Genomic DNA, 26,983 nt, shown 5'->3' on the forward strand with positions numbered 1-26,983 from the left:
TTAGGAAAGTGGGAATGTTTATTAAGTTGTTTCCCCAATATATTTTTTGATAACGATGGTTGAGATTGGGGATATTGTGTTTTTGGTGAGGAACGGAAAATATGAAGAAGCATTGGAATTAGTTAACAATCTAGACAATAATCTAGATAAAGTGTTAGCTCTCAGTGCTATGGCTAAGGTAATTTACCCACAAGACATGGAGATGGCTTATGGTTTTTTGGAGGATGCAGAATATTTTTCTGAAAAAATTAAAGACAAGGGAGAGAAAGCAAAAGCACTCGCGAATATTGCCTCTGCATATTACAAGATAGGAGATACAGAATACGCCCTGGAGCTGTTTGAAGACGCAGTAAAGGAAGCGGAAAAAATAAAGAAGCCTGAAGATAGGATATACCCCCTTGCAAATATTGCGTATTATATGGGCATTTCCGGACTTGTGGATCTCTCTTTGGATCTATTTGAAAGGGTTTTTGACATAGTGGTCAACCTAAGGGTAAACTATGTGAAGAAGACCGAGTACCTCATAGACTTAGGAAACATAATAGAAAGCGTTGGAGATGAGCTCCCCTCAGAAGAGGCTATCAAATTCTACGAGAGAGCCCATGACTTATTTGAAAAGCTCCGCGTACCAGCAAAAGCTGCGACTGTTGAAAGGGAAATCGATCTAGCGAGAACCCTGGCCACAGTTGGTTTGCCCGAAATAAGAAAAGCCGTCTCGGAAGGCAAGTATATCTACGCCACCAAATTAATTATACGCACATTTAACGACGAGAAGATGTTTATTGGTCTTTTAGAGGTAGCACTATGGATGAAAAAGAACGAAACCCTTGGGTATGGCCAAATAGTTGAAACAGCCCTTAAATATCTCCAAGAACTCCAAATGCCCAAGCACTATCTACAATACGTAATAAAGCTACTGATTGAACTCGAAAGATTTAAAGAAGCGTTAAAGCTTTCTATGAACATTGAAGACGTGGAGCTGCGCTCTGAGATTATGGCAGAAATAGCCGTGGGGATGCTAAAAAGTGGGGAAATTGAAGGTGCTTTCAAGATAGCTGAGCTGATACCTGATATTCATATCCGTGCCGCCACACTGGCGGAACTGAGAAAAATACTAAAATACTAAAAGCAGATACCTTATGGGTGAAAATCGTGATATTCGATGCTCATTCTGATTTGCCAACCTATATCTATGAGGAAAGAAAGAACGGCAACGCAGTCTTAGAGAGAAACTTTGAGAGGTTCTTTGGAGATACAATAAAGTCGAGGGTAATGGCTATTTGGACAAAACCAGAAAAAAGAGCCACGGCATTGAGGTATGCCTTGGAGGTATTGAACAACTTTCACAAAGACGTCATTGAGAGTCCAAGCTTTGAGCTTGTGACCAGCGTAAAAGACATGAGAAATACCATTAAGAATGGAAAAGTGGCACTCTGGCTTGGACTGGAGGGTGGAGAGCCGATAGAAGATAGCTTAGACCTGCTTGAAGTTTTCTACGCCTTAGGTTTAAGGGTTCTAACGTTGACGTGGAGTCTAAGAAACGCCATAGGGGACGGTGTTTTTGAGAGAACAAAAGGAGGCCTAACCAACTTCGGCATAGAAGTGCTTGGAAAAGCGGAAGAACTCGGCATAGTTGTGGATGTAAGCCATCTAAACGAGCAGGGCTTTTGGGACGTTATCAACACAACAGCGTTTCCGGTGATAGCTTCCCACTCGAATGCTTACTCCCTTTGCCCAAATCCCAGAAACCTCAAAGACGATCAGATAAAAGCCCTAGCGGAGAGAGACGGTGTTATAGGTATCAATGCAATCCCGGGTTTTGTAGACAAAGAAAACCCAACGCTGGACAAAATGGTTGCCCACGTAGAGTACATAGTGGATTTAACCGGTTACAAACACGTTGGATTTGGTTTTGACTTCGTTTACTACCTCAAAGGATGGAGTGGAAAAAGCATCAAGGGATTTGAGAACGAAAGCAGAATTCCAGAGCTTTTGAAGAGACTAAGCGAGAATTTTAGCAAGAAGGAAGTTGAAGCAATAGCATTTAAAAACTTTGAAAGGGTTTTTGAAAAAGTCGTTGGATAACCAAAATCTTTTAACTCCTTTGCATTTCTCTCTCTTGAGTGGGGGACATGGAAGAAATTTACTTCTTAACATTTAGAGAGGCCAGAATTATACTGCTTTCCCGGGGAGAGGTTAGGGTAAACCTTGATTTGAGGAAAACGAACAGATCGCATGTAGTCCTCGTTAGGGAAGATAAAGTCGTTTTTCCCGATGGAAGTGAAGTGAAAAAAGACATCCTGAAAAGGATAGCAAAGGACGAAAACACAGTTTACTTTTTGAGTAAGGGGCAATTATATAAAGCCGCAATCGCCGCTGAGGGCTTTTACAAGCTCGTTCCTACAATTCCTCCAACCATAGAAATAAACGGCATCAGAATGCACAGGACAAAGGACACCAATCCCTTAAAAGACACCCGGAGTAAAGTAGAAGCAGTAAATCCAAGAGAAGGGGAGTTTGTCCTAGACACCTGCATGGGGTTGGGATATACGGCAATAGAAAGCGCAAAAAGAGGGGCTTATGTAATTACAATTGAAAAAGATCCGAACGTCATTGAACTTGCTCGACTCAACCCGTGGAGCAGGGAGGTTTTTACATCCCAAAACATTCAGCTTATCCAGGGAGATGCGTTTGAGGTGATAAAGAGGTTTAATGACAAAAGCTTTGATGTGATAATACATGATCCCCCAAGGTTTTCTCTTGCCGGACACCTTTATAGTGAAGAATTTTATGCTGAGCTGTTTAGGGTTTTAAAGCCAAAAGGAAGGCTATTTCACTACGTAGGAAATCCCGGCAAGAAATACAGGAAAAAAGATCTCCAGAGAGGTGTGATTGAGAGGTTGAGAAAGGTGGGGTTTAAGGGAGTTAAGAGAGTCGAAGAAGCCCTAGGAGTAGTTGCCTTAAAGCCATAACCGGTGATTGCCGTGCTCTCTAAGGCCATAGAGGAACTGAAGGACTTTGCAAGTAGAGAAGGCTTCTATGAAAAGAAGATTCTGCTTATGTTTAGCGGAGGCAAGGACAGCAGTTTAGCCCTTTATCTCCTCAAAAACGCTGGCTTAAATATCTCTGCAATAACTTTCATTCATAGATGGAGCTGGAGAGAGCCCCTTCCACACATGCTTAAATTTACAGCCTCTCTTGGAGTAGAGCATTACCTAGTTGACATAACCGAAAGCCTTCTGAGGAACTCTCTCGGAAAAAAGGGCCCCATATGCATTCACTGTAAGAAGGTCATGCTTAAAAACACCTACTGGTTTGCAAGGATTAATGGGTTTGACATCATCGCTAAAGGAGACAACGCAAACGACAAAATAAAAGGCGCTTTGCTGGATCAATGGGGAGGAGACCACAGACTAAGCACCATTCCGAGGATTGGGATTCCAATTTTGAGACCCCTAATAAACTATACGGCTGAAGAAGTTGAAGCCCTTGCAAAAGAGGCAGATATAAGAGTTTTTAGGATGTATGAGTACGGAAGGAGGAGGCAGTGGAGGGAAGGATGCCCTCTGCAGTATATTGACAAGGAGCAGGTAATAAAGGAGGAGTACTTCGATTTGGCATATAAGGCGAACTATGAAATAAGCAAAATTGCAAGAAAGCATAAGGTAAGGATGAGTGTCCTTGTGCCGTCTTTTAGAATAATGTGCCACGGATGTAATGAAAAAGCGCTTAAAGAAGCTAAAACTGCCCTCGAAGGCATTAAAAGGAGGTCTGCCAATGCTTCCTCTGGGAAAAATTAGAAACGAAATTTTGAGAAAAATAATTCTATCTGACCTTCCCGTTGGCGATGAGAAAATCGTTGTTGGGCCAAAAGAGGGCTTTGATGCGGCTGTTCTGGAATATGATGAGAATAACTACCTTGTGATTGCCACAGACCCGGTTCTCGGAGTTCCAAGGGAGCATTTTGGATTTTTCACGTACCACTTTGCCTCAAGCGATGTAGCCGTTTTTGGAGCAAGGCCTAGATGGCTGATTGTTGACCTTCTTTTACCCCCCGGAGCCAAAGAGGAAGAGCTGAAAGCGATTATGGAGGAGCTTAAAGAGGAATGCAAAAAATACGACACATCTATAGTGGGAGGCCACACTGGCGTTTATAAAACCATTAACGACTTTACAGCCACAACAACTGTTATTGGAATTGTGAGAAAGGATGAACTAAAGCTTCCGCTAGCTAAGGCGGGAGATAACATAGTTATCACAAAGGGAGTTGCGGTAGAGTTCGCAGTGGGAGCTGCGTGGTTTAAAGCCGAGGAACTCAAGAGCGTACTCTCTCCATCAGAAATCTTTCATCTAAGGGGGATGTACAGGCTTGAGAGCGTTGTTAGAGATGCACTTTTGGCAAGGGAATTTGCAAGGGGAATGCACGACGCAACTGAAGGCGGTTTAACGGCTTTGCACGAAATAGCTGACAACTCCGGAGTGGGGTTTGAGGTTTATTATGAGAACCTCTATATGCATCCGCTTGTGGAGAAGGTCGTGAACTTCTACGGCGTAAATCCGCTAACCGTCTCTTCAACGGGGACTTTAATCATTATCTCACCAAGGGAAAATACGAGAGAATTAATCAAAAAGCTCCAAACAAACGGAATAGGGGCTTTTGTCATTGGGAGATTCACAGAAGAAAGGGAAAGAGTATTGATTAAAAACGGCAAGAAAGAGGAGTTCCCGGAATTTGAAAGAGATGCATATGCAGAGGTGTACTAATCATTTCACCTTATACCTCAGCAGTGCGGCAATGCCACCAAGGGCCTTGAGCTTTTCGCCACCTTCGTGTTCCGAACTAACTATTACTATTTCTCCTCTTGTGCCCCTCACGAACTCCATTATCTCCTCTATCTTTTCCTTGTGTTCTCCCTTCAGCAGTTCGTCCAGAACTAAAAGCGTATCTATAGCCCCGTAATTTGCAGCCTCTTCGACCTCTTTCAAGCCATAGGCAACCAGCCCGTTCTTGGAGATCTCTTCAATGACCTTTTCTACAAGCTGGATTTCCTTTGCAACCCTATTTTCGTGATAAACCCTATCAACGGTGCCTCTCCTGATTACCTCATAGATGCCAGTCCTTCCCGTAACGCTTGTGTCTTCTATAACAACTTTCTTGGCTAGATCGGGATAATTCTCACTTAGGAACTTGTAGAAGTTCTCCTTTGCAAATCCCGGGCCAGCCACAATAGCCTTGTCAACATTTTCCCTTTCCATTATTTCGATCATCGTTTTGGCAAGATCGTGGAAGAATTTTTTCTCCTCGCTCTCCCTGTCAGAGTTATACCTCTTCCCCCCAAGGTTGTGAGTCACGTTTGCTATGATGTCCACACCGTACTCTCTAACCACAGCTATGTCAGCTTCCCCCTCGTCAATTACAACTATCATAACCTTAGCCCTTTGAGAGGCCTTGACAGCCTCTTCTAACCTCTCAAGATGGTGCTTTTTCCATTTTTCTTTCTGTATCGTTATCGTGTCGTTCTCTTCTACTGCTATTGTATGGTATTTGCCTAGGGGAACCTCTTCTCGGGAAGCATACACTATGGGGCCAGTTATCCTTAGGGCGTTTGCGAACCTGTGGAGGTTCACCTTCTCAACCTTAACCCCAAGAAACACCGGTATCGCTTGGACTTTTTCGGGTCTTAGGGAATCACTCCTCTGGCTCTGCTTTCTGAGGGTTTTAGCGTAAACAACATCGCCTTCCTCAATAATGTGATAGAGGTGCCAGAGATCATCGAGCGTCTCAACTTTTACTTTGATCTTGCCCTCCTTGGGGTCTTGATGAACTATTTTCACTCTCACCACCCATTCAAGATTTGAGGCTTGCTTTTTAAATAATGAGGCGCAACTTTTAAAAAGCAACACCCTTTATTCACCACGACTAGGCGGTGGAAACCGCGGGATGTTCCGCTCTGCGGAGAACCACAAACAGTGAAGAACGAGGTGAAAAAGATGGGAATGTACAAATACATTAGGGAAGCCTGGAAGAGCCCAAAAAAGAGCTACGTTGGAGAACTCTTGAAGCAGAGGATGATTAAGTGGAGAAGGGAGCCAAGCGTTGTTAGGATTGAGAGACCAACCAGACTTGATAGGGCTAGAAGTTTAGGCTACCAGGCGAAGCAGGGTTACGTTCTTGTTAGAGTTAGAGTGAGAAAAGGCGGAAGGAAAAGACCAAGGTGGAGGGGCGGAAGAAAGCCCTCAAAGATGGGTCAAGTTAAGTACTCACCAAAGAAGTCCCTCCAGTGGATTGCTGAGGAAAAAGCTGCAAGAAAGTTCCCCAACCTTGAGGTTCTCAACTCATACTGGGTTGGCGAGGACGGTATGTACAAGTGGTTTGAGGTTATCCTAGTTGATCCACACCACCCAGTCATCAAGTCAGATCCAAAGATAGCCTGGATTGCTGGAAAAGCCCACAAGGGTAGAGTCTTTAGAGGACTCACAAGCGCTGGAAAGAGAAGCAGAGGTCTGCTCAATAAGGGTAAGGGTGCCGAGAAAGTCAGACCAAGCATTAGGGCTCACAGAGGAAGGGGTAAGTGATTTGCTTTTCTTATTCTCTTTTCTGTTAGATCTGTGCATTTAGGTCTAATCTCTAATTATCAATTTTGTGATTTTAGATGGTCAAACTAAACCTGAATAACAGGGCGAAATTTCATTAATACTAATAAGAGTGTTAAAAAAATCAAAAAGTTTAAATAGTCATAACAAGAACTATGGGTTGAGGTGATGTTATGACGTTAAGAATACCGGACGACAAACCCGTCTATGTAATAATAACTTTGGGAGTGCATGAAGACCAAACTCCCTCCGACAGCCCAGAAGTTGTAAGAGCAAACTTAGAAGCTACTGGAGTACTGAGGGTATACATGACTAATAATCTTCCGTTGTACTCTGGAAATTTTCTTGGAGTATTACATACTCCAAGAGATCATGTAGATTACAGTTGCATGAAGGCTTGGAATCTTGGACAGGCTTACGATGACAATAAGGGTCTAACAAGATATTTAGATGCAGGCGTTGCAATGTTGATGTACTACACCCCAAATGAGATGTATGTAAAGTGGATGAGGGATTTAGCCAAGAATGGTGACTCAGCTTCTGAATATTCAACATCAGGCACAAGTAAAAGATTGTATTTTTTAATGACTGTTGAAGACCCACACTACTGGACGTCAGATTTACAAGAGGTTATAGATGAAGCGCTCCAATGGTTTGATGGGATAATACTCTATAATTATAGGAGCTTGGTAATGAGAGGAGGTATTGAAAGGATATGACAAGAAAATTAGTTCTATGGTTTTTCGTATTCTTTTTAATTCTACCCCTCCCTGCAAATGCTCAAAGCCCAATAAAGGAGTACCAAGAAAAGGTTTTGGAAGTAAAGAATGGAGCAGCTAACGGATATTTTCCTGACTACAATATGTTCCCGAGTTTTATATACACTTGCCACTCTTATTGGGGGATTTCCCCTCTAAAGATTTACTATCTTTACATTGAGACTATCTCACTCGTTAGAAGTGGATATAACGAAAGTAGGCTTGAGAAATTAAGGGAAACGATAAAAAGCCTGCAAGAAAGAGATGGTTCTTTTCCAGCGGTTCCGCTCCAAGAAACAATTTATTACCCTTGGAGTACTGATGGAATGACCTTCGAGTATTGTGAATCTTCCAAAGCAGGCTCAACGGCTTTGGCTTTATTAGCTCTCCTCGAAGCAGGCGAAAACCCAAACTCCGAAGTAATTCAAAAAGGCGTCCAATATCTCTTAGAAACCATGAAAAGAAAACCCTACTATCCTGATGAAAATGTTAGTAGATTTGTCCCGGGTTGCTATGGTGAAAACTGGACTATCATACCTTGCAGATCCGCTTTTCCGAGCAATGCAACTCACGGGGCTTACTGGACAACAAGAGTTTGCAGAATGGATAGGGGAGGCTTTAGTGTATGTATTGAAGTTCCAGGAGTTGCAACAACGGCCTATGCAACAGCGCTTCTCCACAAGCTCGGTTATGATGTCAGGGATGAATTAAAATTTCTACAAGAGTATCTTACTCTCGACAACTTAATAAATCGACCCTTAAGTTCCTGTTGTATCGAATTTGCAAACATCTCAACAAAAGATCTAGAACCAGGTGAACTAAAGATCTACTACTCTCACAGAAGACCTCCAAAATGGTGGTGGAGAGAAGATTTAGCCTTTCCTGTGAATGATTTTGACTATCGGGATCCTTATGAGAGCCTAGCTTTGCCTTTGCTCTACTTGAGAGAGGAAGGTTTAATTTTTGAAAATAATGCAACGAGAACGATACTCGAAGCTCTAAAAGAAAGTCAAAAAGTTCCAGAAAAATACATCTACCTTGAGATCTCCGGCTACAAATATAAAGGGTCTTCTTACTTTGTAGTAAACATGACTCCCCTGATAGTTCTAAACGGAACTCTTAGGGAAGATTATCAGGGAGAATTTTATGCATATTACGGGTTCAAGTTCCCAAATGAGAGCATTAAAATTGAAGTTAGGTCTACCAATGCACGTGCTGGTGCCATTCTAGCATCTAAAGTTGATGTCCTCGATACAATGTTCATGATTTACTCCAATTCAAGGTGCAATAAAGAAGCAGAGTTAAGTAAAGAGTGCTTTTTAAATGAATTCCCTCCATCAATCCTTGACTATTCATGGAGCAGTGACGTTTATTCAACGGCAGTAGCTTTAATATGGCTTTATGCTTCCAATGAAACCACTTATGAAGGCTTTCAAAAGGCGATTGAATACTTGGGGACTAAAGGCCTTAAGGATGGCTCAAGAAGCTTTGATGGTTATGCTTATGCTCTTATTGCTTTGAGCTTGTATAGTGGAGACTGGGAGAGAAACCGCCCAGAAATTGGTAATGACGGGGAGAATACTAAGTATCTAGCTTACATCCTTGTGCTAGTTATGATACTTTCAGTAACCATCGGAGGTTATTTTTTATGGAGGAGCATGAACAAAGATGAACTTGGTGGAAATCTCTAAAAAGTTATTAACCCCGTCCTTTCCCACCTTTATATTTTACTTTGGCCCTCCAAGCTCCCTTTAGCTTCAGAATAATAATTCTGGACTCTGTTTAGAGGAGTAGAATGTTATTTATACTATCAAAAGTATTAAGAAATCAAAAGACTTAAAAGCGTCGTGGAATGACTATTAATTGAGGTGACATTATGACAAAGTATGTACTGTGGTGGTACAAATACACTGGAGAATATACCCAAGTTAGCAATGCAACACCAGATGATTTGTATATTAATGGATTTGACTTTGCAGTGGCTTTGGATGGAGAAGGAACAAGAACAAAATTCAGTGGTTCTTTATATAGTAATGGATATAACGATGGCAGAGAGCTTGCTTTGAGAGTGAAAGGATGGTTAGATGGAGCAAGCGGTATTCCATATTTAGTAACAATACCCTATTTTACTCCCAGTGGAGGAAAGAGGGGCTTGAGTTACTGGGAGGGTTGGATTGATGGAGTTGCTAGCATTGAAAGTTATTATTTTACAGGGATTCTATTGGAGTTTGGAGGATGCCAAGCCTATACAAAGTGGACGTATCACTGAATATGAAATCAACACTATCTTAGGACGTATTCAAGAAGTAGGAAGAGATCTTGGAAAAGATTTACAGTTTATTTGGATCCCTACACTAAGGAGTGTTCTATGCTCCGGAACAATAACAGACCAAGATGGTGATGGAGTAATAACAAATAATGATGTAATACTGTGGTTAGATAAGTACTCGGAAATTGCTCTGTTGTCAAAGTACTTTGACTATGTATTTCCGCAACCAGGATACTACTTTGCAGATAAGATTGGTGCAAACTGCAACCAAATAGAGTACACTTACAGCCTCTTAGTTGATATTCTAAGATGGATAAAAAACAGTAATCCTTCCAATGTTTATATAGAAATGGAGGCTGATGGTGCCGTTAGAAGTTCTGAGTATAAATTACAGAGGGCATGTGATTATGTGTCTTCTCAAGAAGCCATAAGTGGCAGTATATGGGAAAATAGGGCATATTACTTTGACTGGGACATAAACATAGTTCCATACATTAGAAATACGTGCCCCAAGTGGTGAAAATGAGAAAAAAGCCTCTCATTTTCTGCTTTTTAATGCTCCTCTTTACTCACTTAGCTCATTCTTTGACTATTAACAACGCTCTAATAGGAAACCCAACAATTTTTAACATTACAAATTCATCAACTCAACTTTTAGTGGTTTATTCTCCTTCAGAGGATAGATTTGAGCTGTTGAACTTGACAGCATTTCCATGCAAAATCAACGTTTGCTCCAATTTTACTATGAATCCAATTCATTGTTCTCCTCAAGGATGTCTTTTTTATGGATGTGAGGGGTGTGATAGACCCTTACCTGGTAGGGTGTATGATCACTATGGCTACCTTTATCCCAGTGGGGAATTTAGGGAATTGCTCAGCTTTCGGAATGATGGAGCAGTGAGTATTTTCTGGAATCGAGATTACTACCTTGTACTCCATCCCTTTTACTGCTTCTCTATGTGGTGCAATTTGGAGCATTTTGATTCCCTCCTTTGGTTGTCTACTATCAAGGATGGACAAGTGAAGGTGAAGAAGTATGGATATTTAACGGGAGATTTCAGAAATGTCTCTTCCCCTTTGCTAGCTCAAAAAGGATACATTTACTTTGTTCGCAATCTCAAGAACGGCGCCTTAGCGATTTTTAATCAAAACTTTACCGAAGCTGTAATTCTCATAGATGCTGTTCCAATGCTGAAGATAATATCCTCATTCTCTCTCAATGATTCCCAACTCATTTATGATTCTGAAAACATCTATCTGCTTTACAACGGAACACTCTACACTATAGAACCTTCGAAGGGTGATTATCACCTTCCAGGAGATTTCAAAAGAGTTGCAGAGTTTCGCAGGAACTTCACAATCATAGGAGCATATAATAAGAGACTCTTTTTGGTGAACGATAGTGGAACTTACCGTTATGATACAAAAAATTAAGAAACTTGAAATAATTGTGAAATCTAAAGCTCAAATGTCAGAGTTTCATGAGGGTAAAGCATTGCTTTTTGCTAATGGCACACTCTATGAAGTCTCAGACAACATTGTTCGAGCGGGGAAGATAAATCTCAAAAACTTTAATGCATCTGAATTTCACAAGCTCTTTTACATAACACTTGACTGCCGTAGGGAGCAGTTTGAGGAAGACACCAACATTTTTTGGAGCCCTAAGGGCTGGTTGCTTTATAATGGCTCATCCCTTTACTTCTTCAATGGCACTCTTAAGAAAGTTTTAAACAATGCTTCATGGATAAAATGGATTGGATGGAATGGGAAAGAGTGGATTTTAGCAGATAGTGAGATAGTTTTAAAATTCGATGGGCAAAGAATTGAAAATTTGACTCCAAAGCTCAAGGAATTTTTAGGAGCTAATAAAACAAACACAACAATTTTAACACCCCTACCTTCAAGTTCAGTAGAAGTCTCAAACTTTAATGATAAGCTTGTTACTATTGTTTTAATCTTAGTGTTTATTCTAATTGGATTTTATCTCATGAGGAGAAAGTTAAAATGAGAAATGTAACTTTTGTTTTAATTCTTATTTCATTTTCATTAGTTCAGAGCATCTCCTTGCATAGCATAGAAGAATATCAAATGAAAACGCTCTACTCCTACGCTAAAAATTATGGAATCTCAAGTTACAGTTTTGTTAAAGAGAGCGATGAGTTTTATCTAACGTGCCTCAAGGTAATAGCCCTTGCAAGAAGCGGCTTTCCAAGGGATTCTCCAGACTTCCAGAGGCTGGTGGAGGGAATAAAATCAAAACAATTAAAAGACGGCTCATTTCCTCCAATAATTACCAACGATTACCCAAAGGCAGAGGGTGAATGGGTTTACTGGGAGAAGTCAAAAGCCGCTGGAACTGCTCTCGCTCTGCTGGCTCTTCTTGAGGCTGGAGAAACCCCAAACTCCGAAGTTGTAACCAAGGGAATTAAATTTCTCTTGGCTAACAAAACAAACGAGTATTGGACGTCTACAGTTTACATGGACTGGGAAAGGACAGGAATTAAAAGAATTGAGGAGTTTCCAAGCTTAGTTGCAACAGCTTATGCCACTGCCCTATTACATAAACTCGGCTACAATGTTACTGATTCTTGGCAATGGTTTAGGACTAACCTGAATACAAAGAACTTAACCAGAAACTATGCTTTTGACAATCTTTTTGTGGGTTTTCTCTTTCCAATGCCCTACAGGGATTTCAGAATGCCCTATGAAAGCCTAACTTTACCATTACTTTACTTAAGAGAAGAAGGCTTTAAGCTCAATAACGAAACTTTAGAGTTCTTTAGTTCGCTCTTTAAGCAATCCCAATACTCAGGAAACGCAACTTTGCTCTTCGTCTTCTACGAAAATTATAGCACCAAGTATGAACTCAAGCTCCTTCGCTTTTCTTTGATAAATAAAATGTGGGAAGAGAGCAAACTGACCTCCTTCCCGCCTTGAAAGGTGAGGGTTCCAACGAGCTAACCCCTCGCCAATAGCAGGAAGGTTTACGGGCGACTCATTCCCTACTCCCGTTACCGCCTTTCGGTTCAGCCCGAGGGGACGGTCTCGCCCCCGTTACCCCTACCCCCAAGGGGACTCGGGGTTATGGTTTCAGAGGCCAAACCTTCAGTTTTTACTGCCTCGAAGGGCAGTCTTTCAAGGACGCTTAACAGCGTCCTAACCACTCCAAGTCGGAGTGGTAACGCAACCCCCTCATCTCATCGGGTTATCAAATTTGGCCTCTTCGAGGCCTTACTACACTATGAAGTTTAAAAGGGTTTTGGTTTTAAAGGGCTGAATTTCCGAACACGGCATCCCCGCCCTGAAAGGCAAGGCCTTCAAAAGAGTAATCCGGGGAGTTGCTAACGGGAAAATCAAGCCCCAATTAAACCCTGAAGAGGAGATTGCAGTTCTAAAGATAGAGGGTTTGCGAAAGATAAATCCTCAAAAGTCAGGCGCTTTTAAGAAGTTGGGGATAATCAACAAAAGTATGAAGATTTACCCGGAGTTCCCTATGAACTACATAAACTCTCGTTCTTATGTTGCCTCCCAAATACTCCACTTTTCTGAAACCAATGGGACTTACTACATAATCCCTCTCCCCAAACTGGATAAATCATGGAATCACGATGTATATTCAACCTCAATAGCCCTGATTTGGTTGTACCTAGCAAATAAAACCGAGTATAAAGGGTTTAATGGCGGAATTGAATTTTTACAAAGTAGTGGGGAAAGTCTAAGCTTTGACGGTTATGCATACGCTTTGATTGCTTTAAGCCTGTACAATGGAGATTGGGAAAAGAATAAGCCAGAGATTAATATCATTGTCTCCAATGAAGGAGGGAGTATTAGATACCCGACTTACATTCTCGCAATAATTATGATATTTTCAATAGGTTACTTTTGGAGAAAGCGTAAACAAGATAAAGGTCTCTAATAGAGCGTTAATTCATCATTTTCTACTTTTTATATCTCATATCAACTCTCTGGTTCTCTAAAGCTTAGTGGGAAGCCAACAAAGCAACTTCAAACCGCTTATAGGAGTAAAATGTTGTTTATACTATTAAAAGTATTAAAAATCAAAAAGCTTAAAAAGTATTACAAAATGACTATTTATTGAGGTGACCAAATGGCAAAGTTTGGATTGTGGTATGTTAAATGGGACTCTTCCTCTGGAAGATACACCTCTAGGCTAAAGACATTGAACAAAAGTCAGGCAACAGTTGAAGACTTTAAAGAGCGATTTGATATTGCTGTTGTCACAACCCTTGGTGGATTCGATGCCAAAAACAGTGGAAATGGATATGAAGATGGGAAAGAGCTGGCAACATTCACAAAATCCATTATTGGAACAGGAGTTGAGTATTATATCTCAATGCCATACTACCCATATGATCCCTCTCATGAAAATAAGAGTGGAAGAGGTAATATTGATACCGGGGATTATTGGCTCGATTGGATTGATGGAGTGCTCGCTGTTAATGATCCAAATCTCAAAGGATTTTACTGGGAGCTGGAATATGCCTGGATGTTTACGGATTATCAAAAAGGCAAAAATGAGTCCGTAATAAACCCAAATGCACTTTTAGATATAGCAGACAAAATTCATGATCACGGGCTTGAATTCATTTGGATTCCTTCAGCTCATACATATGCTCTAGAAAATACTGATATATGGTCTACTGCATCCTTGGAAGCTTTTGACTATATATTTGTACAGTCAAATTACTATATGAATAGTTCTGATAGATATCCCTATTCTTACACTGAATTCAAGGAATGGTTAGCAACTTTAAAAAGCATGAGATCCTCAAAAGTTCACATTGAAATGGAAGCAGATGAATGTGTATTAGGCATGAATGGAAATTGCAGAAATTGTGGTAATCAAGACGCTTGTCTCAAACTCGCCAGTGATTATTATCTTGTGCAACATGATGTATTAAGAAGGCTTGATGAGAATTTAGCATACTACTTTGGTGTAACCCTTGATGTTGTGGATGAAGTGTTCGACTACTACCTCAAACGCATGGGGGTTGTCTAATTGAAATTTAAATTTCTTGCTTCCTTTGTGCTGTTGTTTTCTTTACTTGCTCACTCCCCATCTTATGCCGCTCCAACTCTCACTGTTGATTTTTGTTCTTCAGGTTTTCAGGTAACTGTTGCTCCGACGACCGAAGGTGTTATCTACGTGAGCACTGGTTTTTATAATCTTAAACCCCAAAACTTTGGGGAGTGCATTGCGGAATATGATCCAACCACTCAGCGTGCCCACTTTTACCTTGTAAACTCAAGCGGTGCACATCATATTGGTTGGTATTATGAATACGGTTATCAAAACAAAACTCTTTCTGAACTTCTGACCAAAGTAAAGAGAAGTGTCCTTCCAGTGCCTGGAAAACTTGAGGGGGATTATGTGGTATTTTTGTTCAACTCCACCACCTATAAAGTGCCCATCAAAGAGCTTTTATCTTATTTATGGAGCGGGGATTTGTTAAACAATTTAGTGGCATTTTCTTATGAAGAGGGGATTATAATCGTTCCATCCATTAAGATAGATGCCGTTGAAAATAACTTTACGGTAATCAAAAGACCCGGAAAGCGTGTTGGAACAACTTTGCTGGACTTTAACTTTACATACTGGCTTTCTTATCAGTATCTTCTATACCTAAACGGCACTATCGATGGTAGGTTTCTGTTGAAGGAAAAAGCGAAGAAAGAACTGATAACTTGGGAAAAACTTTCGCAGTTGTTTGATAAACCGCTCTATGTATTCTATTTTGATGGTGAGTCTCTCAAGCCTTATCCCTTGTTGAGGATCAAGATTTCACCGGAGCTAAAAGGGTTCAAACTCTCTATAAAGTACGAATTTGAGAATTTGGCGCCTCCTTATGCGACATATAATATACCAACAACCGCCCCTGCTTCCTCTGAACCCAAATCTTTAAACTCCACTGCCAACTCAGACACATATTATGTCCCGGAAGATACAAAAGAAAACACTTCTTGGATTTTCCTTTTACTGGTTATAATCGTGAGTTTGGCTCTGATAGGAGCTCTACACCTAAAAAAGACCAAGTAAAGAAGGCCAATATAAACCCCGCTTATACTCTTATGATACATTCCTTTAAAGACGGTAAATTTAAGAACATGACTCCGGAGATGCTCTTGGCATTGTCTGAGAGGTCAAAGAACAAGGGTTCTTCAAGAACAGTTATTTTGAGCAGTCTTATGGTTGTGGTAGTTGTTTTGCTAGTTTTCCTAAGAAAAAGAAGATAACATTTTGAAAAATTTGGAGTCTGGTTTCATAATTAACCTTTTCCAAACAATGAAAATTGTTGTGACGGGTATATTTAGGAAGTGAAGAACAATGAAATTCAATAGGTATTTTGAGAGTTAAAAGCTTTTAAACAATCTTCTCAAAACTTCAAAGGGGTGAAGACATGGCAAAGCTTCAGGCTCATCATATAAGAGTGTCAACCTTTGCCCACGCAACCGAGGATCCAGAAAAGGTTCTCGAGGCTATGGGGACTTTTTTTCCAGAGGACATTCCTTCTGAGGACATAGAGTTTGAGGTAGTTGAAACCGAAGGCTACTTCGGAAATCCAATAAAGGTCATAAACGCCGAGGTAAAGAGAAGCAGAAGCGTAAAAAAGATGCTGGAGCACATTAAGGAACTTTTAAGCGAAGAGGATAAGGAATATCTTTTAGAAAATCTCGAAGAAAAGGTTGATGATACGGGAACGTTTTTCATTCGCTTCAACAAGCAGAAGGCATACCTAGGAGAAGCGGAGGTTGGTGAAGGAGAAGACGTTATCCAAGTGAAGATAAAGGTTAAAGCATTCCCAATGAAAAAGGAAAGCGTTGTGAAGGCAATCAAGGAGTGGTTGAGTGAATGAAGTGGATTGAAATGGACATCAGGAGTGAGGAAGCTTACAATCAAGCCAAAGAATGGTACGATGAGGTAGTTTTTACAAAAAAGATTCACCTAAAAAATTCTCCAAACTTTGATGAGCTTAAAAGCGAGATTAAAGGGCTTAAAGAAAAGTACAAAAATGTTGCGCTGCTGATTATTACAGAAAAGCCTTCCCTAATAAGAGAAATAAGAAAAAGGATCCCAAATTCCCTCATCTATGTGCAGGGGGGAAATCTGAGGGTTGTTAGATTCGCGATAGAGAACAAGGTTGATGCGGTGATAGCCCCAGAATACGGGAGAAAGGATTCCGGCTTTGATCATGTCCTTGCGAGGTTAGCGGCTAAAAACAATGTTGCTGTGGGTTTTTCTCTTGCTCCTCTGTTGAAGGCAACTCCCTATGAAAGGGCAAACATATTGAAGTTTATGATGAAAAACTGGAGGCTTGTGGAGAAGTATAAAACCCCTAGATTTCTAACTTCCTCAGCTGAATCCAAATGGGAAGTACGTTTTCCAAGGGACTTAATGAGCCTTGGAATAAACATCGGAATGGAGATTCCACAGGCAAAAGCATCTCTGAGCTTTTATCCAGAAATGATGCTAAAAAAGTTGAAAAGGTCTTAAAAGCCTAGAAACGCTATTCTTTGGCTTCTTCGAGCAAGCGAGTTAGCAGTGCCCACTGCTGGTCTTCAAAGGCATCTCTCTCCGCAACAAGGAGTAAAGTTCCCTTATGGCTAACGACAAAGTCCTTCAGCTTGTTTAGGAACTTTATCACGCTTGTGAATTCGTTGTACATGATCAAGTATTCCAGACAGTCTATTAATATAATTCCTCTGCTCCCGGCTTCTTCCATTGCTTTTAGGTATTTGTACGAGAGCTCTGTCATTCTTTCTAAGTTCATAGGCGAGATAGCCTCTACCTTACTTTCTTTGGTGGCCGTGGTTACGAAATAGGAAGTCCAATTCTCGGGGATATTGTTCAAAGCTCTAACAAACGCAAGCACAGGCACATCTTTCAGCTTCTCTTTTACCTTTTTGTACTCTTCTTGGTTTATTATCCTGACACCCGGCTCTATCTCAACTTCGTGGATTTCCATTGTTTTTAGCCTGAGGAACTCTTCAGAGGATGTAAGCCTTATCATTAATACCGTTAGGGTTACTATGAGAAATGCAGAAACTGCTGATCCAAATATTGCCTGTTCAGGAAGAGCGTAAGTTACGGGAATTGGAAGCAAGTGAAGACCAAATATGAACAAGACTACTGAAAGATAAGTTATCTTCTTTCCATAAATATCCTTTATTTCTCTGACTAAGTATCCAAGCCACATGAAGAGTAACCCTGCTATTCCATGGAAACTACTTAACACTAGGAAACCTCTGAGATCTTGGGCTTTTGCTTCCATTAGCGTACCAACTGCAACCAAATATAAAACTACAATTGGTCCCAATAAAGAAAACACTTCTACGTAATGGGGAGCTATTTCTATTTTTTCTTCTTCAAGCCATTTAACTATTCCAACGAACATCAGGGCAGCTACTGTGTTCAGGAGAATTCCAAGCCGGTATACGACACTCACTGTATATCCCAGTGATAGGAAGCTATAGTGGAGCACAGTGAACAAATCAAAGAGCCATGCTAGGGAGATAAAGAGAGCGGATTTTCTCTTTGTCTTGAAGTATACTCGCAAAATCAAGAGGAATGCCATTAAGTCAAAGAGTATTACTACCATTCCACATATCATGCCAATTGCATCCCCTACAGGCATCTTAATCACCTACCTTTCGAGTGGGATTTCCATATCCATCCCACTTAAAGGGTTTTATCGGGGGAGATCTAGTAACAGTCTCGTTTTCCACTTTCACTATCAGAAGCTCAGGCCGTGCTATTATCAGAGCTGTCTTTCCCCTCTCGCCATAACCAACAACTTTAAACTTCCCATCTTTTTGGATCAGGGGAAATACTATAGTGAACGGATAGTTAGGGTAATATATAACTTCATTATTTTTAAGCATTCCTACTGCATCTCCAAACGCATAGTGGCCATAAAAGGGGATAACAGTAGCATTTGTAAATTCTTCTTTTATCTCCCTGAGTACTTGAGGGGTTATCTTAACGCCTCCTGTGAAGATCGTTTCGATGTCTTCCCTTTTTTGTAAAAAAGCGACAGAAGCTGAGGAGTAGTTCTCACTGTATTTATTCTATCCTTTTCAAGAATCTTCTGCGTGTACTTCACTAACGGAGCCAATCTCCCTTTTAATAGAGTTTCCCATCCTTCTTTCTCAAGAATACGTTTTATACCATCAGTTTCCATACATATGATGTATAACAGTCCCACATAAGACCAGATAAGCTCACTCGTTTCTTCCTGATACCATCCATACGGGCCGTGAGCTATAGCTCGCATTCTATGCTTTTCATCATAACGTTCATTTAATCCATAAATTTATCAAGAGAGGTTTTTAGAAATTTTACAAGGAGCTTCATATATTCGTAATCCCAGTGAGTAATTGCTCTTTCTCTAGTCGTTCCTGAAGATTGATAAAATCTGACTTTTCCCTTATAATTTTCTGGAAAAAAATCTAACCAGTTTTCTCTTAAGTAATCTTCATCTACAAACAAGCCCGCATCGAAGATGTTCTCAAAAACTCTCTCCAGCTTTCCTTGAAAAATCTCATCAAGATCGACTTGTCCTTTAAATTTCTTCCAATACGGTGTATTTTCGAGGTGATACTCGAAAATTTTCATTAGGTACTCTTTTGTTTTTTCTTCAGAAACTTTTAGAGGATTCTCGTATTCCCTTATTATATCCTCATATAACATTGCACTTTCACCAAATAAAATCTGTAAAAAGATTATAAAAATGTTATTGGACATTGAAAATTTTCCATTCCGAAACCAAAACTTTATAATAACAAAGTGTTATATCAATGTTTTGAGGGAAGCTCATGGATGGCTTAATTGTTGGAAAAAGGGATTTGGAAAGTCTAAGATACACCGCCGAAACAGCGTACAAAACTACAGAATTCTGGAAGGAGAAGTTTTCAAACGTAGATGTGGAGGAGCTAACTCCAGAAATGTTGTTATCAAAGATTGACAGTATTTTCATAACCCCCCATGATTTGTATGATATAGAGAAGGTATGGCCAACGTACATAAAGAATATGGAAGTTTTTCATGTACTATCAAGAACAAGTGGAACTACTGGAAAACCAAAAAGAATTCCCTATACCATAGATGATATAAAGAGAGGAAGCAGACAGCTAGAAGCTTGGGCTAGCGAACTTATGGAAAATGCTGTAGTAGCATCATTTTTCCCACAATTGCCGTCGTCATCTGGATTTTTTGTCCTTGGAGCGTTTAGATATCTAGGAACAAAACTCAGATATGTTCAAATCCCTATCCAGTATATACAAGCAGAAGACCTACTAATACATGAACTTCGAGAAATTAAACCAACATCTCTCTTCGCATTAACAACTAGTGCATACAAGCTTGGTTTTGTTCTTCCAGATGACATTAAGGCAGACATACAGTCCCTGGTCATAGGAGGAGAACCCCTTACAAAGGAACTCGCCAAAGGAATTTTGGAAAACTTTCCAAATGCTGTTATTGTAGATCTTCTAGGAATGTCAGAAGATGGACTTGTTGGCTACAGGATAGTCACAAAAGACAGGATAGATGTACCATTTAAGTTCCCCGAATCATTACTTGTATTAAAGAAAACGGAGGACGAATACGAAGAGTATTATCACGTTTACGTTACCAAGATTATGAAGGAAACAGAACTTACAGGACTCCCCATTTTCAACTACAAAAACTGGGATTTGGCAAGAGTAGTCAATGGTAAGGTCATGAACATACTGAGGTCAAATGATGTTATAAGCCTTGGAGGGGCAAAACTCCACATAGATCAGGTTATGGACATCGTTCACAGATATCCCTTCTTGGTGGACTTCGTGATAATCTACCACCCTCTCTCGCCGGGTAATCCAAAACCAAAAGCCATAATAAAAGTCGGATACGTGGGAGAAAAGCCATCCGGCATAGAAGACGAAATAAAGAGTCTAATATACGAAGCCAACAACCCAGTTAGATACGAGGTTGAAGAGGCTAAATCCTCTGAGCTTGTCGTAGAGGCAGTTCCAGCGGAGAAGGTAAGAGAAGGCTTATCCCAAAAACCAGGGAAGACAAAGAGAATCTTCATCGTTGGAAAAGACCTCTAATTTTATTTTCTCTTTTTTCATGGTAAATTATTTAACTTAAAAACCTCAAGTCTATTCTAGGTGAGAATTATGAAGCCAAAGATAATCCACGACCCCATTCATGGAAGTATGAAGATAAGCGGGCTCATTTTAGACCTCATAAAAACTCCGGAATTTCAGAGGCTTAGGAATATAAAGCAACTTGGCCTTGCATATCTCGTCTACCCCGGTGCAAATCACTCCCGCTTTGAGCATTCCCTAGGAACATACAACATTGCAAAAAGGCTTGCCATGGAACTGGGACTTAGCGAAGAGGAAAAAACCCTCCTAGAGACAGCAGCTTTGCTTCACGACATCGGCCACGGTCCGTTTTCGCATACCTTCGAGCAGATATACGAGCACTACGTTAGGGAATACGACCATATGCATCTCGGCCAAAACATCATCCTTGGAAAGATCGACATAATAGATGGGGAGATAGAAGAAAGGCAGTTCATACCTGAGATACTTGACTTTTACGGATACAAGCCAAAAGAAGTTGCCGACCTTATTCTGGGCAAATATGGAAAAAGATACCTCGGACAGGCACTACATGGAGATGTGGATGTAGACCAGCTGGATTACCTTATTAGGGATGCACACTACACCGGAGTAGCCCATGGGATAATCGACCTTGAGAGGCTTCTGAAGGTTCTAAGAATTCACAACAATGAGCTTGTTGTTGACGAGAAGGGGGTTGAGGCAGTTGAGGGCATGATGGTAGCTAGAGCACTGATGTACTCAAGGGTTTACTTCCACCACACGGTAAAGATAGCGGAGGGAATGCTGACTAGGGCTTTGGAGTTTGCCCTTGAAGACGGCTACCTCTGGGAGTTCTGGAAGATGACAGACTGCAGAGTTCTCGTGGAGCTCGAGGATTTGGAAGGATATCCAAGGGAAATCGTCAAGCGCATCAAGTACCGCGACTTGTTTAAGGCGGCATTGCTATTAGGGGCCGATGAACTTACCGCCGAGGAAAAAAGAGAATTGTTGGCAGTTTATAGAGACATAAAGAAGCGCCAAGAGCTCGAAAGGAAACTAGCAGATGCCGTGGGAGCGAAGGAAGGAGAGGTAATTATAGAATTCTCAACGGCTGACCTAATGCTTACCGAGCCGAGATTGAAGTCAACGGAAATTGGAGTAGTAATGCACACCGGAGAAATAAAGCCCTTAACAAAAGTTACCCCACTCGCAAACGCCCTCAAGAGAAGGCAAACACCCAGATGGGCAGTAATGGTTGCCTCGCCATCAAAATATGTCGACAAGATTAGAGACGTGTGGAGAAAAGTTTTCTTCAGCTGAATATCTTTCTCTTTATCTCCTTCTTGAGTTCTTCAATCATCTCAATAAGCTCGTCGGCATCCCTAATCTCGTTGAGTTTCTCCTTTGGAATGAGGGGAATCTCTCCCACAACCTCGGTTTTAGTCTTTTCGAGGATGAACAGCCCGTCGCTCTGGATAATTTTGCTGACTTCATTTACCATCTGAGCTCTCCTCACAGTTGATGATGTCTTTTTCTCGCTTATGCCCGTTAAAATCTTCACCCCCTCTTCCTTTGAGATAGCATCAAACGGAGCTTTTTTGATTTTAACAACACCCATTCCAAAATCCTCTAAGCGTTTGAAAATTTCCTTTTCAAGTTCTGTCTCCGGTTCAACTTCCATCTTGGCCTCAACTTTGGCGTTGAGGACATCAATGGGCTTTGCAATTGGGGCGTCAAATAGCTCTTCAAGCCTCAGGGCAACCTCAAGGCTCATGGCCTGCTCTCCCCTCTCATAGTTTTGGAGGCTCTTTCTTGAAACCCCTAGAAGCTCAGCAAGTTCCCCAATACTGTAACCGTGTCTTTCCCTAAGCTCTCGCAGGTATTCTCCGTTGACCCTCACGTAAAAGCCTCCTCTCTCGGCAAAGATTGCGGGTAGTTCGTTTTCCACAAGAACATCATACAGCGTTTGGGGGTTTAGAGCGTAAATTCCATGTCTCTCGTAAACTACGCCCTCTTCAAGCTCCTCGTTTTTAGATCTTAACCCCACAATAAGCGGAGAAGCCTCAAAGAACTTGGCTAAACGTTTTAAATCTTCCGCCTGCTCCTCTGTAAGGGAGTCGATGTTTTGAAGAACTTTCACAAAGAGCAACAAAAAGAGCCTACTCGCAGCTAGGTCAAAGCACGAACCTTTAAACTCCATTCTCGCTACCTTAAATCCAGTTCCCCTGAATATGCTTTCAACAATTCGCAACAATCTCTCTTTTTCCATCATATCATTTATAAATAAAGCTTGGAAATTTAAAAGTTTCCCATTGATGGGTGAACTACCCCGCCCTCACGGACGGGGCTTCGTGAGGAATAAACTTTTAACCATTTGGCATATCCTAAGGGATGATGAAGCTCCACATAGGCATTGACGACACGGATTCACCGGATGGGATGTGCACCACTTATCTAGGTGCCCTGCTGTATAGAGAGATCTCCAGGGTAGCGGAGCCTTTAGACCTTCCAAAGCTCATCCGTCTAAACCCAAACGTACCGTACAAGACAAGGGGAAACGGAGCTGTGGCAATGAGTTTCGAAGTGGAAGATGAGGACATTCCAGAGATAAAAGAGCTTGTTCTGGATATGGTTGAGGAGTTATCGGACTTTAATCATGAGAACACAAACCCCGGAGTTGTATTTCTGGAGGGAGAAATTCCCAAAGAACTGGAAGAGTTTACGTATAAGGCTATATGGGAGCACGTTACCATTGAGGATGCTGAAAAAGTTGCGAAAGAAGTAAATGCAGAAATCCACAAGTTCAAGCTTGGCAGGGGCATAATAGGAGCCCTAGCTGCAGTTGGTCATCCATTGGAAAACTTCACCTATGAACTCTTGGCATATAGGAAAAGAGAATTTTGGGGAAAAGAAAGGAGGGTCAACAGAGAGAGTGTGTTTGAAGCTGACAGATTAACCTATCCCTTCACATATGATAACGTCGACCCCTTCAAGGGGAGCGTTCTAATAACACCCCACGGAAAAGACCCTGTTCTGGTTGGCATTAGGGGAATAGATAAAAATAGGGTCTTGTGTGCATTTGAAAACCTCATCATCGAAGAGCCCGTGGAGTTTTTCCAGATTTATAAAACAAATCAGAACACGGATGAGCATTTGAGGTTTAGAAAGATCGGCGAATTAAAGCCCTTAGAAAGTGCCGTTGTAAGAGGGAGAGTTAGTAGAGAATACTGGGAGAAAGGAAGGCACGTGTTTTTTGAGCTGAGTGATGAAACCGGCACAATCAGGGTTGCAGCTTTTGAGCCCACTAAGGGATTTAGAAGATACGTTAGAATGCTAATTGAAGGCGACGAGATCATTGCAGCCGGAGGAGTGAAGGAGTTTGAGGATGTTCTGACTCTCAACTTAGAAAAATTCTACCCGATAAGGCTTGCCGAAAAAATAGTTTATGAAAAGCCAAAATGCCCAAAGTGCGGGGGGACGATGAAAAGCAAAGGGGACTATCTGAAATGCAAGAAGTGTGGGCATAAAATGCAAAAAGTCTTGATTCCAAAAAGACTGCCCCGCCAGCTTGAGAAAAAAATTTATGAAGTTCCGCCAGATGCTAGGAAACACCTCTCCAGACCGCTCGTCCTTCCACTTGGAGAGGAAAAAATTTTGGAAGCAGCTGAGAGGAACTAACTTCTCTCCCTTCTCTCGACCTCTTCTATGTAGGCTATTACGTTATCCACTATCTGGGGAGCCAAGCCTATGTAGTTTTCCGGCTTTAGGGAGTTTAAATCGTCTTCAGTGAGATATTCCATGGCTTCACTTTCCCTTACTACTTCTAACAGGTCCCTTCCCTCTTTAAATGCTTTCATGGCGAGTTTTCTCACCAGTTCGTGAGCCTCTTGCCTCCCCATTCCCTTCTCCGTAAGCTTGAGCATCAGCGGCTCGGCCATTATGAGGTTCTTTGTGAGGTAGAGGTTCCTTCTTATGTTCTCCGGGAAAAACTCCAAACCAGATAAAACCTTCTTCATGCTCTTCAGCATCTCGTCTAAGAGTATAAACGTCTCTGGAAGGATAACACGCTCAACTGAAGAGTTGGTAAGGTCTCTTTCATGCCAAAGCGGATTGTTGAGTAAAGCTGGAATAACGTTGGAATAGATAACTCTCGCAAGCCCGCTGACTTTTTCACACCTTATCGGGTTCCTCTTGTGCGGCATCGTTGAAGAGCCGACCTGCTTCTTTCCAAAGGGTTCGCTGACTTCAAGAATCTCAGTTCTCTGGAGATTTCTTATCTCAAGGGCTATTTTGTCGAGGGTTGAAGCTATTAAGGCTAGAATGCCCATGAGCTCTGCGTAGATGTCTCTCTGAATTATTTGGTTGCTTATTCTTGCAGGCTTAAGGCCAAGATCCTCCATAACTAAACGCTGAAGTTCAAGCCCTTTTTCGCCAAAGGATGCCATTGTTCCAACAGCACCGCTCATCTGCCCTACAAGGATTCTCTCCTTGGCCTCTTCAATTCTATCAATATGTCTTTGGATTTCATCTAGCCAGATGGCAAACTTCATCCCATATGTGGTTGGGACGGCATGCTGGCCGTGAGTTCTTCCAATGCACACCGTATGTTTATGCTCCTTTGCGAGGTTTTTGAGTATTGAACGGAGCTCCCTCAGATCTTTTAAAACAATCTCCAAAGATTCTTTAATAAGAAGAGCGTTGGCGGTGTCTATTATATCATTGGAAGTCGCTCCAAGATGGACGTATTTTCCATGCTCTCCACAAACCTCACTTAATGCCTTAACAACGGCCATTATATCGTGGTGAATCTCAGCCTCGATTTCCTTAACTCTTTCAACTTTTACCCATTTTGTGTTTGCCCTTTCGCTAATTGCTCTTGCACTTTCTTCGGGGATGTTGCCGAGCTTTGCATGGGCTCTTGCTAAGGCGGCCTCAACCTCAAGAAGTTTTTGGAGCTTATTTTCTTCCTCCCAAATGCGTTTCATTTCCTCACTACCGTACCTGTAATCAATTGGATGAATAGCCATCGTATCACCAATTTTTTGTAATAATCAACCTTAAAAAGATTTTCTAATGTACACAAAGATGTTAAAACTAAAACTCAACTTCTTGAGTTTTTAGGACATATTTGGAAACTCTGGTATTTAACCGAAAAGTATTTAACTACATATCCAAAGTTTGCTATTGACAAAACTTTCGGAGGGTGTCAAAAATGGCAGAGGAGCATGTTGTCTTCATAGGAAAGAAGCCTGTTATGAACTATGTATTGGCCGTAATAACCCAGTTCAACGAGGGTGCAAAGGAAGTTAGCATCAGAGCAAGAGGTAGGGCTATCAGCAGGGCCGTTGACGTTGCAGAGATCGTCAGGAACAGGTTCCTTCCAGAGGTTAGGGTTAAAGAGATAAAGATCGGCACAGAGGAGCTCCCAACAGCTGATGGAAGAACAGCCAACACTTCAACAATCGAGATCATCCTCGAGAAGCCATGAACTTAGCTTTTCTTTCCTTTTCATAACTTTGCTCGGATTTTTTACTTCAACCCCTTTTGAAGTGAAAACAAAGGTTTTAATATTTTTATTGCCAAATAATCTTGGTGTAGCAGGTGGAATTTGAAACAATTGATGTGAGAGATGAGAAGGCTAAAGAACTGGCTCAAATTCTTGCAAATGAAACCTCACTTCTAATACTGGGACTCCTGCAAGAAAAGACGCTTTCAATGTCAGAAATAGCAAGGGAGCTTGGAATCCCAATGTCAACTGTTTCTTATCACATAGATAAAATGGTAAGGGTAGGGCTTGTAGAAATTGCAGGGAAGAAATACGGGAAGAGGCTACAAGAGGTGAAGCTTTACAGGGCTGCATCAAAGCCAATTCTTCTGCTTCCTAGAGGAATGCCGGTCAAAAAACGTTTCCTAAGAGTTTTTGAGAAAATACAGATCATAAGCTTGGGAATAGCCGGGCTTCTAGCTTCAGGAGTGTATGTACTATTCGACAGGCTCCTCCAAGAAGAACCCCAATTAGTTGCCAAGAATGCAACATACGCTATTGAACGAGCCCCTTCTCCAGGGCTTGAGGGTATTAACAAAACGGTTACATCCAAGTTAGCTGAGAGTTCACCAATACCATACATTTTGGCGATTTTAGTATTTGTGGTAGGGTTTTTCCTAGTTTCTCGATACCTAATGAAAAAGAAGATTTAACCCCAAAACATTTTTAAGTTTCTTATCGTAGTTCAATATGAATCAGGAGGGA

At 41.2% G+C, this 26,983-nt stretch carries 30 protein-coding genes; 23 read left to right on the forward strand and 7 right to left on the reverse strand.

The window, feature by feature from the left end; translation table 11 throughout:
• The first annotated feature begins 55 nt into the window (after positions 1-55).
• From OCC_RS00240 to OCC_RS00260, 5 genes are read left to right on the forward strand one after another with little or no spacing between them, the layout of a single operon-like run.
• The gene (locus tag OCC_RS00240; RefSeq protein WP_004066332.1) at positions 56-1,126 is read left to right on the forward strand and encodes a hypothetical protein; all 1,071 of its coding nucleotides are present in this window, start codon (positions 56-58) and stop codon (positions 1,124-1,126) included.
• A 26-nt stretch (positions 1,127-1,152) separates the two neighbouring features.
• Complete coding sequence (locus OCC_RS00245; protein ID WP_004066330.1) at positions 1,153-2,085, forward strand: dipeptidase; 933 nt, start codon at positions 1,153-1,155, stop codon at positions 2,083-2,085.
• Between the two features lie 47 nt (positions 2,086-2,132).
• The gene (locus OCC_RS00250; RefSeq protein WP_004066328.1) at positions 2,133-2,972 is read left to right on the forward strand and encodes a class I SAM-dependent methyltransferase; all 840 of its coding nucleotides are present in this window, start codon (positions 2,133-2,135) and stop codon (positions 2,970-2,972) included.
• Between the two features lie 12 nt (positions 2,973-2,984).
• Complete coding sequence (locus OCC_RS00255) at positions 2,985-3,800, forward strand: 7-cyano-7-deazaguanine synthase (protein WP_004066326.1); 816 nt, start codon at positions 2,985-2,987, stop codon at positions 3,798-3,800.
• The gene (locus OCC_RS00260) at positions 3,778-4,764 is read left to right on the forward strand and encodes an AIR synthase family protein (RefSeq protein ID WP_004066324.1); all 987 of its coding nucleotides are present in this window, start codon (positions 3,778-3,780) and stop codon (positions 4,762-4,764) included. Before OCC_RS00255 ends, OCC_RS00260 begins: the two co-directional genes overlap by 23 nt.
• Here OCC_RS00260 and OCC_RS00265 read toward each other — a convergent pair whose 3' ends face one another.
• Complete coding sequence (locus OCC_RS00265) at positions 4,765-5,835, reverse strand: mRNA surveillance protein pelota (RefSeq protein ID WP_004066321.1); 1,071 nt, start codon at positions 5,833-5,835, stop codon at positions 4,765-4,767.
• Between the two features lie 156 nt (positions 5,836-5,991).
• On the opposite strand from OCC_RS00265, the gene OCC_RS00270 reads away from it, so the two are divergent.
• The 5 genes from OCC_RS00270 (at position 5,992) to OCC_RS12360 (ending at position 10,141) form a co-directional block, all read left to right on the forward strand.
• Complete coding sequence (locus OCC_RS00270; RefSeq protein WP_004066319.1) at positions 5,992-6,576, forward strand: 50S ribosomal protein L15e; 585 nt, start codon at positions 5,992-5,994, stop codon at positions 6,574-6,576.
• 191 nt (positions 6,577-6,767) lie between these two features.
• Positions 6,768-7,313: a hypothetical protein gene (locus OCC_RS00275; protein ID WP_004066318.1), complete on the forward strand. Its 546-nt coding sequence runs from the start codon at positions 6,768-6,770 to the stop codon at positions 7,311-7,313.
• Entirely contained in the window at positions 7,310-9,043 is a 1,734-nt protein-coding gene (locus tag OCC_RS00280; protein WP_004066317.1) for a hypothetical protein, read from the forward strand. The genes OCC_RS00275 and OCC_RS00280 overlap by 4 nt, the downstream gene beginning before the upstream one ends.
• Positions 9,044-9,228: 185 nt before the next feature.
• A complete protein-coding gene (locus tag OCC_RS00285) occupies positions 9,229-9,621 on the forward strand; it encodes a hypothetical protein (RefSeq protein WP_020953552.1) in 393 nt (130 codons plus the stop codon).
• Positions 9,581-10,141 (forward strand): hypothetical protein, encoded by a 561-nt coding sequence (locus OCC_RS12360; protein ID WP_020953553.1) that lies wholly within the window; start codon positions 9,581-9,583, stop codon positions 10,139-10,141. The genes OCC_RS00285 and OCC_RS12360 overlap by 41 nt, the downstream gene beginning before the upstream one ends.
• Before the next feature lie 290 nt (positions 10,142-10,431).
• Here the strand turns inward: OCC_RS12360 and OCC_RS12485 are convergent, their stop codons facing one another.
• Positions 10,432-10,599: a hypothetical protein gene (locus OCC_RS12485; RefSeq protein ID WP_171814821.1), complete on the reverse strand. Its 168-nt coding sequence runs from the start codon at positions 10,597-10,599 to the stop codon at positions 10,432-10,434.
• Between the two features lie 42 nt (positions 10,600-10,641).
• Between OCC_RS12485 and OCC_RS12365 the strand changes: the two genes are divergently transcribed.
• The 8 genes from OCC_RS12365 (at position 10,642) to OCC_RS00330 (ending at position 17,134) form a co-directional block, all read left to right on the forward strand.
• Positions 10,642-11,055, forward strand: coding sequence for a hypothetical protein (locus OCC_RS12365; RefSeq protein ID WP_148290369.1), 414 nt, complete (start codon positions 10,642-10,644; stop codon positions 11,053-11,055).
• On the forward strand, positions 11,024-11,629 hold the full coding sequence (locus OCC_RS00300; protein ID WP_004066316.1) for a hypothetical protein: 606 nt from the start codon (positions 11,024-11,026) through the stop codon (positions 11,627-11,629). Before OCC_RS12365 ends, OCC_RS00300 begins: the two co-directional genes overlap by 32 nt.
• A gap of 80 nt (positions 11,630-11,709) precedes the next feature.
• A complete protein-coding gene (locus tag OCC_RS00305) occupies positions 11,710-12,558 on the forward strand; it encodes a hypothetical protein (RefSeq protein ID WP_171814822.1) in 849 nt (282 codons plus the stop codon).
• Between the two features lie 556 nt (positions 12,559-13,114).
• The gene (locus OCC_RS00310; RefSeq protein ID WP_004067458.1) at positions 13,115-13,537 is read left to right on the forward strand and encodes a hypothetical protein; all 423 of its coding nucleotides are present in this window, start codon (positions 13,115-13,117) and stop codon (positions 13,535-13,537) included.
• Positions 13,538-13,729: 192 nt separating this feature from the next.
• The gene (locus OCC_RS00315) at positions 13,730-14,641 is read left to right on the forward strand and encodes a DUF4855 domain-containing protein (protein WP_004067456.1); all 912 of its coding nucleotides are present in this window, start codon (positions 13,730-13,732) and stop codon (positions 14,639-14,641) included.
• A complete protein-coding gene (locus OCC_RS00320; RefSeq protein WP_004067454.1) occupies positions 14,642-15,679 on the forward strand; it encodes a hypothetical protein in 1,038 nt (345 codons plus the stop codon). It abuts the gene before it with no gap.
• 361 nt (positions 15,680-16,040) lie between these two features.
• The gene (locus OCC_RS00325; protein ID WP_004067452.1) at positions 16,041-16,496 is read left to right on the forward strand and encodes an RNA-binding protein; all 456 of its coding nucleotides are present in this window, start codon (positions 16,041-16,043) and stop codon (positions 16,494-16,496) included.
• Positions 16,493-17,134, forward strand: a complete 642-nt coding sequence (locus OCC_RS00330; RefSeq protein ID WP_004067450.1) for a Ribonuclease P protein component 3 — start codon at positions 16,493-16,495, stop codon at positions 17,132-17,134. Before OCC_RS00325 ends, OCC_RS00330 begins: the two co-directional genes overlap by 4 nt.
• A gap of 13 nt (positions 17,135-17,147) precedes the next feature.
• Here OCC_RS00330 and OCC_RS00335 read toward each other — a convergent pair whose 3' ends face one another.
• The 3 genes from OCC_RS00335 to OCC_RS12740 all read right to left on the reverse strand — a co-directional run bounded on the left by OCC_RS00335 (position 17,148) and on the right by OCC_RS12740 (position 19,330).
• The gene (locus OCC_RS00335) at positions 17,148-18,275 is read right to left on the reverse strand and encodes a DUF835 domain-containing protein (protein ID WP_004067447.1); all 1,128 of its coding nucleotides are present in this window, start codon (positions 18,273-18,275) and stop codon (positions 17,148-17,150) included.
• Between the two features lies 1 nt (position 18,276).
• Positions 18,277-18,522 carry a hypothetical protein gene (locus tag OCC_RS12735; RefSeq protein WP_020953557.1) on the reverse strand — a complete coding sequence of 82 codons (246 nt, stop codon included), beginning with the start codon at positions 18,520-18,522 and terminating at the stop codon, positions 18,277-18,279.
• 418 nt (positions 18,523-18,940) lie between these two features.
• A complete protein-coding gene (locus tag OCC_RS12740) occupies positions 18,941-19,330 on the reverse strand; it encodes a hypothetical protein (protein WP_020953559.1) in 390 nt (129 codons plus the stop codon).
• A gap of 125 nt (positions 19,331-19,455) precedes the next feature.
• Between OCC_RS12740 and OCC_RS00345 the strand changes: the two genes are divergently transcribed.
• Positions 19,456-20,733 (forward strand): AMP-binding protein, encoded by a 1,278-nt coding sequence (locus tag OCC_RS00345; RefSeq protein ID WP_004067445.1) that lies wholly within the window; start codon positions 19,456-19,458, stop codon positions 20,731-20,733.
• Between the two features lie 69 nt (positions 20,734-20,802).
• Positions 20,803-22,053 (forward strand): HD domain-containing protein, encoded by a 1,251-nt coding sequence (locus OCC_RS00350; protein WP_004067443.1) that lies wholly within the window; start codon positions 20,803-20,805, stop codon positions 22,051-22,053.
• Here the strand turns inward: OCC_RS00350 and OCC_RS00355 are convergent.
• Positions 22,046-23,002 carry a transcriptional regulator gene (locus OCC_RS00355; RefSeq protein ID WP_004067442.1) on the reverse strand — a complete coding sequence of 319 codons (957 nt, stop codon included), beginning with the start codon at positions 23,000-23,002 and terminating at the stop codon, positions 22,046-22,048. The genes OCC_RS00350 and OCC_RS00355 overlap by 8 nt on opposite strands.
• A gap of 125 nt (positions 23,003-23,127) precedes the next feature.
• Between OCC_RS00355 and tiaS the strand changes: the two genes are divergently transcribed.
• A complete protein-coding gene (tiaS, locus tag OCC_RS00360; RefSeq protein ID WP_004067440.1) occupies positions 23,128-24,411 on the forward strand; it encodes a tRNA(Ile2) 2-agmatinylcytidine synthetase TiaS in 1,284 nt (427 codons plus the stop codon).
• Here tiaS and purB read toward each other — a convergent pair.
• A complete protein-coding gene (gene purB, locus OCC_RS00365; protein ID WP_004067438.1) occupies positions 24,408-25,760 on the reverse strand; it encodes an adenylosuccinate lyase in 1,353 nt (450 codons plus the stop codon). The two genes, tiaS and purB, sit on opposite strands and share 4 nt — an antisense overlap.
• A gap of 185 nt (positions 25,761-25,945) precedes the next feature.
• Between purB and albA the strand changes: the two genes are divergently transcribed.
• The gene (albA, locus tag OCC_RS00370) at positions 25,946-26,221 is read left to right on the forward strand and encodes a DNA-binding protein Alba (RefSeq protein ID WP_004067437.1); all 276 of its coding nucleotides are present in this window, start codon (positions 25,946-25,948) and stop codon (positions 26,219-26,221) included.
• A 113-nt stretch (positions 26,222-26,334) separates the two neighbouring features.
• Positions 26,335-26,931 (forward strand): ArsR/SmtB family transcription factor, encoded by a 597-nt coding sequence (locus tag OCC_RS00375; RefSeq protein WP_004067434.1) that lies wholly within the window; start codon positions 26,335-26,337, stop codon positions 26,929-26,931.
• Positions 26,932-26,983 lie beyond the last annotated feature (52 nt).

Origin of the sequence: Thermococcus litoralis DSM 5473, from assembly GCF_000246985.2 — an archaeon.
Taxonomy (GTDB): domain Archaea; phylum Methanobacteriota_B; class Thermococci; order Thermococcales; family Thermococcaceae; genus Thermococcus_A; species Thermococcus_A litoralis.

What these genes read in the sequence shown, in the direction of transcription:
- OCC_RS00240 (WP_004066332.1), top strand. Translation starts at nt 56, where the DNA reads ATGGTTGAGATTGGGGATATTGTGTTTTTGGTGAGGAACGGAAAATAT.
- OCC_RS00250 (WP_004066328.1), top strand. Translation starts at nt 2,133, where the DNA reads ATGGAAGAAATTTACTTCTTAACATTTAGAGAGGCCAGAATTATACTG.
- OCC_RS00260 (WP_004066324.1), top strand. Translation starts at nt 3,778, where the DNA reads ATGCTTCCTCTGGGAAAAATTAGAAACGAAATTTTGAGAAAAATAATT.
- OCC_RS00270 (WP_004066319.1), top strand. Translation starts at nt 5,992, where the DNA reads ATGGGAATGTACAAATACATTAGGGAAGCCTGGAAGAGCCCAAAAAAG.
- OCC_RS00275 (WP_004066318.1), top strand. Translation starts at nt 6,768, where the DNA reads ATGACGTTAAGAATACCGGACGACAAACCCGTCTATGTAATAATAACT.
- OCC_RS00280 (WP_004066317.1), top strand. Translation starts at nt 7,310, where the DNA reads ATGACAAGAAAATTAGTTCTATGGTTTTTCGTATTCTTTTTAATTCTA.
- OCC_RS00285 (WP_020953552.1), top strand. Translation starts at nt 9,229, where the DNA reads ATGACAAAGTATGTACTGTGGTGGTACAAATACACTGGAGAATATACC.
- OCC_RS12485 (WP_171814821.1), bottom strand. Translation starts at nt 10,599, where the DNA reads ATGCTCCAAATTGCACCACATAGAGAAGCAGTAAAAGGGATGGAGTAC.
- OCC_RS00305 (WP_171814822.1), top strand. Translation starts at nt 11,710, where the DNA reads ATGAAAACGCTCTACTCCTACGCTAAAAATTATGGAATCTCAAGTTAC.
- OCC_RS00310 (WP_004067458.1), top strand. Translation starts at nt 13,115, where the DNA reads ATGAACTACATAAACTCTCGTTCTTATGTTGCCTCCCAAATACTCCAC.
- OCC_RS00315 (WP_004067456.1), top strand. Translation starts at nt 13,730, where the DNA reads ATGGCAAAGTTTGGATTGTGGTATGTTAAATGGGACTCTTCCTCTGGA.
- OCC_RS00325 (WP_004067452.1), top strand. Translation starts at nt 16,041, where the DNA reads ATGGCAAAGCTTCAGGCTCATCATATAAGAGTGTCAACCTTTGCCCAC.
- OCC_RS00330 (WP_004067450.1), top strand. Translation starts at nt 16,493, where the DNA reads ATGAAGTGGATTGAAATGGACATCAGGAGTGAGGAAGCTTACAATCAA.
- OCC_RS00335 (WP_004067447.1), bottom strand. Translation starts at nt 18,275, where the DNA reads ATGCCTGTAGGGGATGCAATTGGCATGATATGTGGAATGGTAGTAATA.
- OCC_RS12735 (WP_020953557.1), bottom strand. Translation starts at nt 18,522, where the DNA reads ATGCTTAAAAATAATGAAGTTATATATTACCCTAACTATCCGTTCACT.
- OCC_RS12740 (WP_020953559.1), bottom strand. Translation starts at nt 19,330, where the DNA reads ATGTTATATGAGGATATAATAAGGGAATACGAGAATCCTCTAAAAGTT.
- OCC_RS00345 (WP_004067445.1), top strand. Translation starts at nt 19,456, where the DNA reads ATGGATGGCTTAATTGTTGGAAAAAGGGATTTGGAAAGTCTAAGATAC.
- OCC_RS00350 (WP_004067443.1), top strand. Translation starts at nt 20,803, where the DNA reads ATGAAGCCAAAGATAATCCACGACCCCATTCATGGAAGTATGAAGATA.
- OCC_RS00355 (WP_004067442.1), bottom strand. Translation starts at nt 23,002, where the DNA reads ATGGAAAAAGAGAGATTGTTGCGAATTGTTGAAAGCATATTCAGGGGA.
- tiaS (WP_004067440.1), top strand. Translation starts at nt 23,128, where the DNA reads ATGAAGCTCCACATAGGCATTGACGACACGGATTCACCGGATGGGATG.
- purB (WP_004067438.1), bottom strand. Translation starts at nt 25,760, where the DNA reads ATGGCTATTCATCCAATTGATTACAGGTACGGTAGTGAGGAAATGAAA.
- albA (WP_004067437.1), top strand. Translation starts at nt 25,946, where the DNA reads ATGGCAGAGGAGCATGTTGTCTTCATAGGAAAGAAGCCTGTTATGAAC.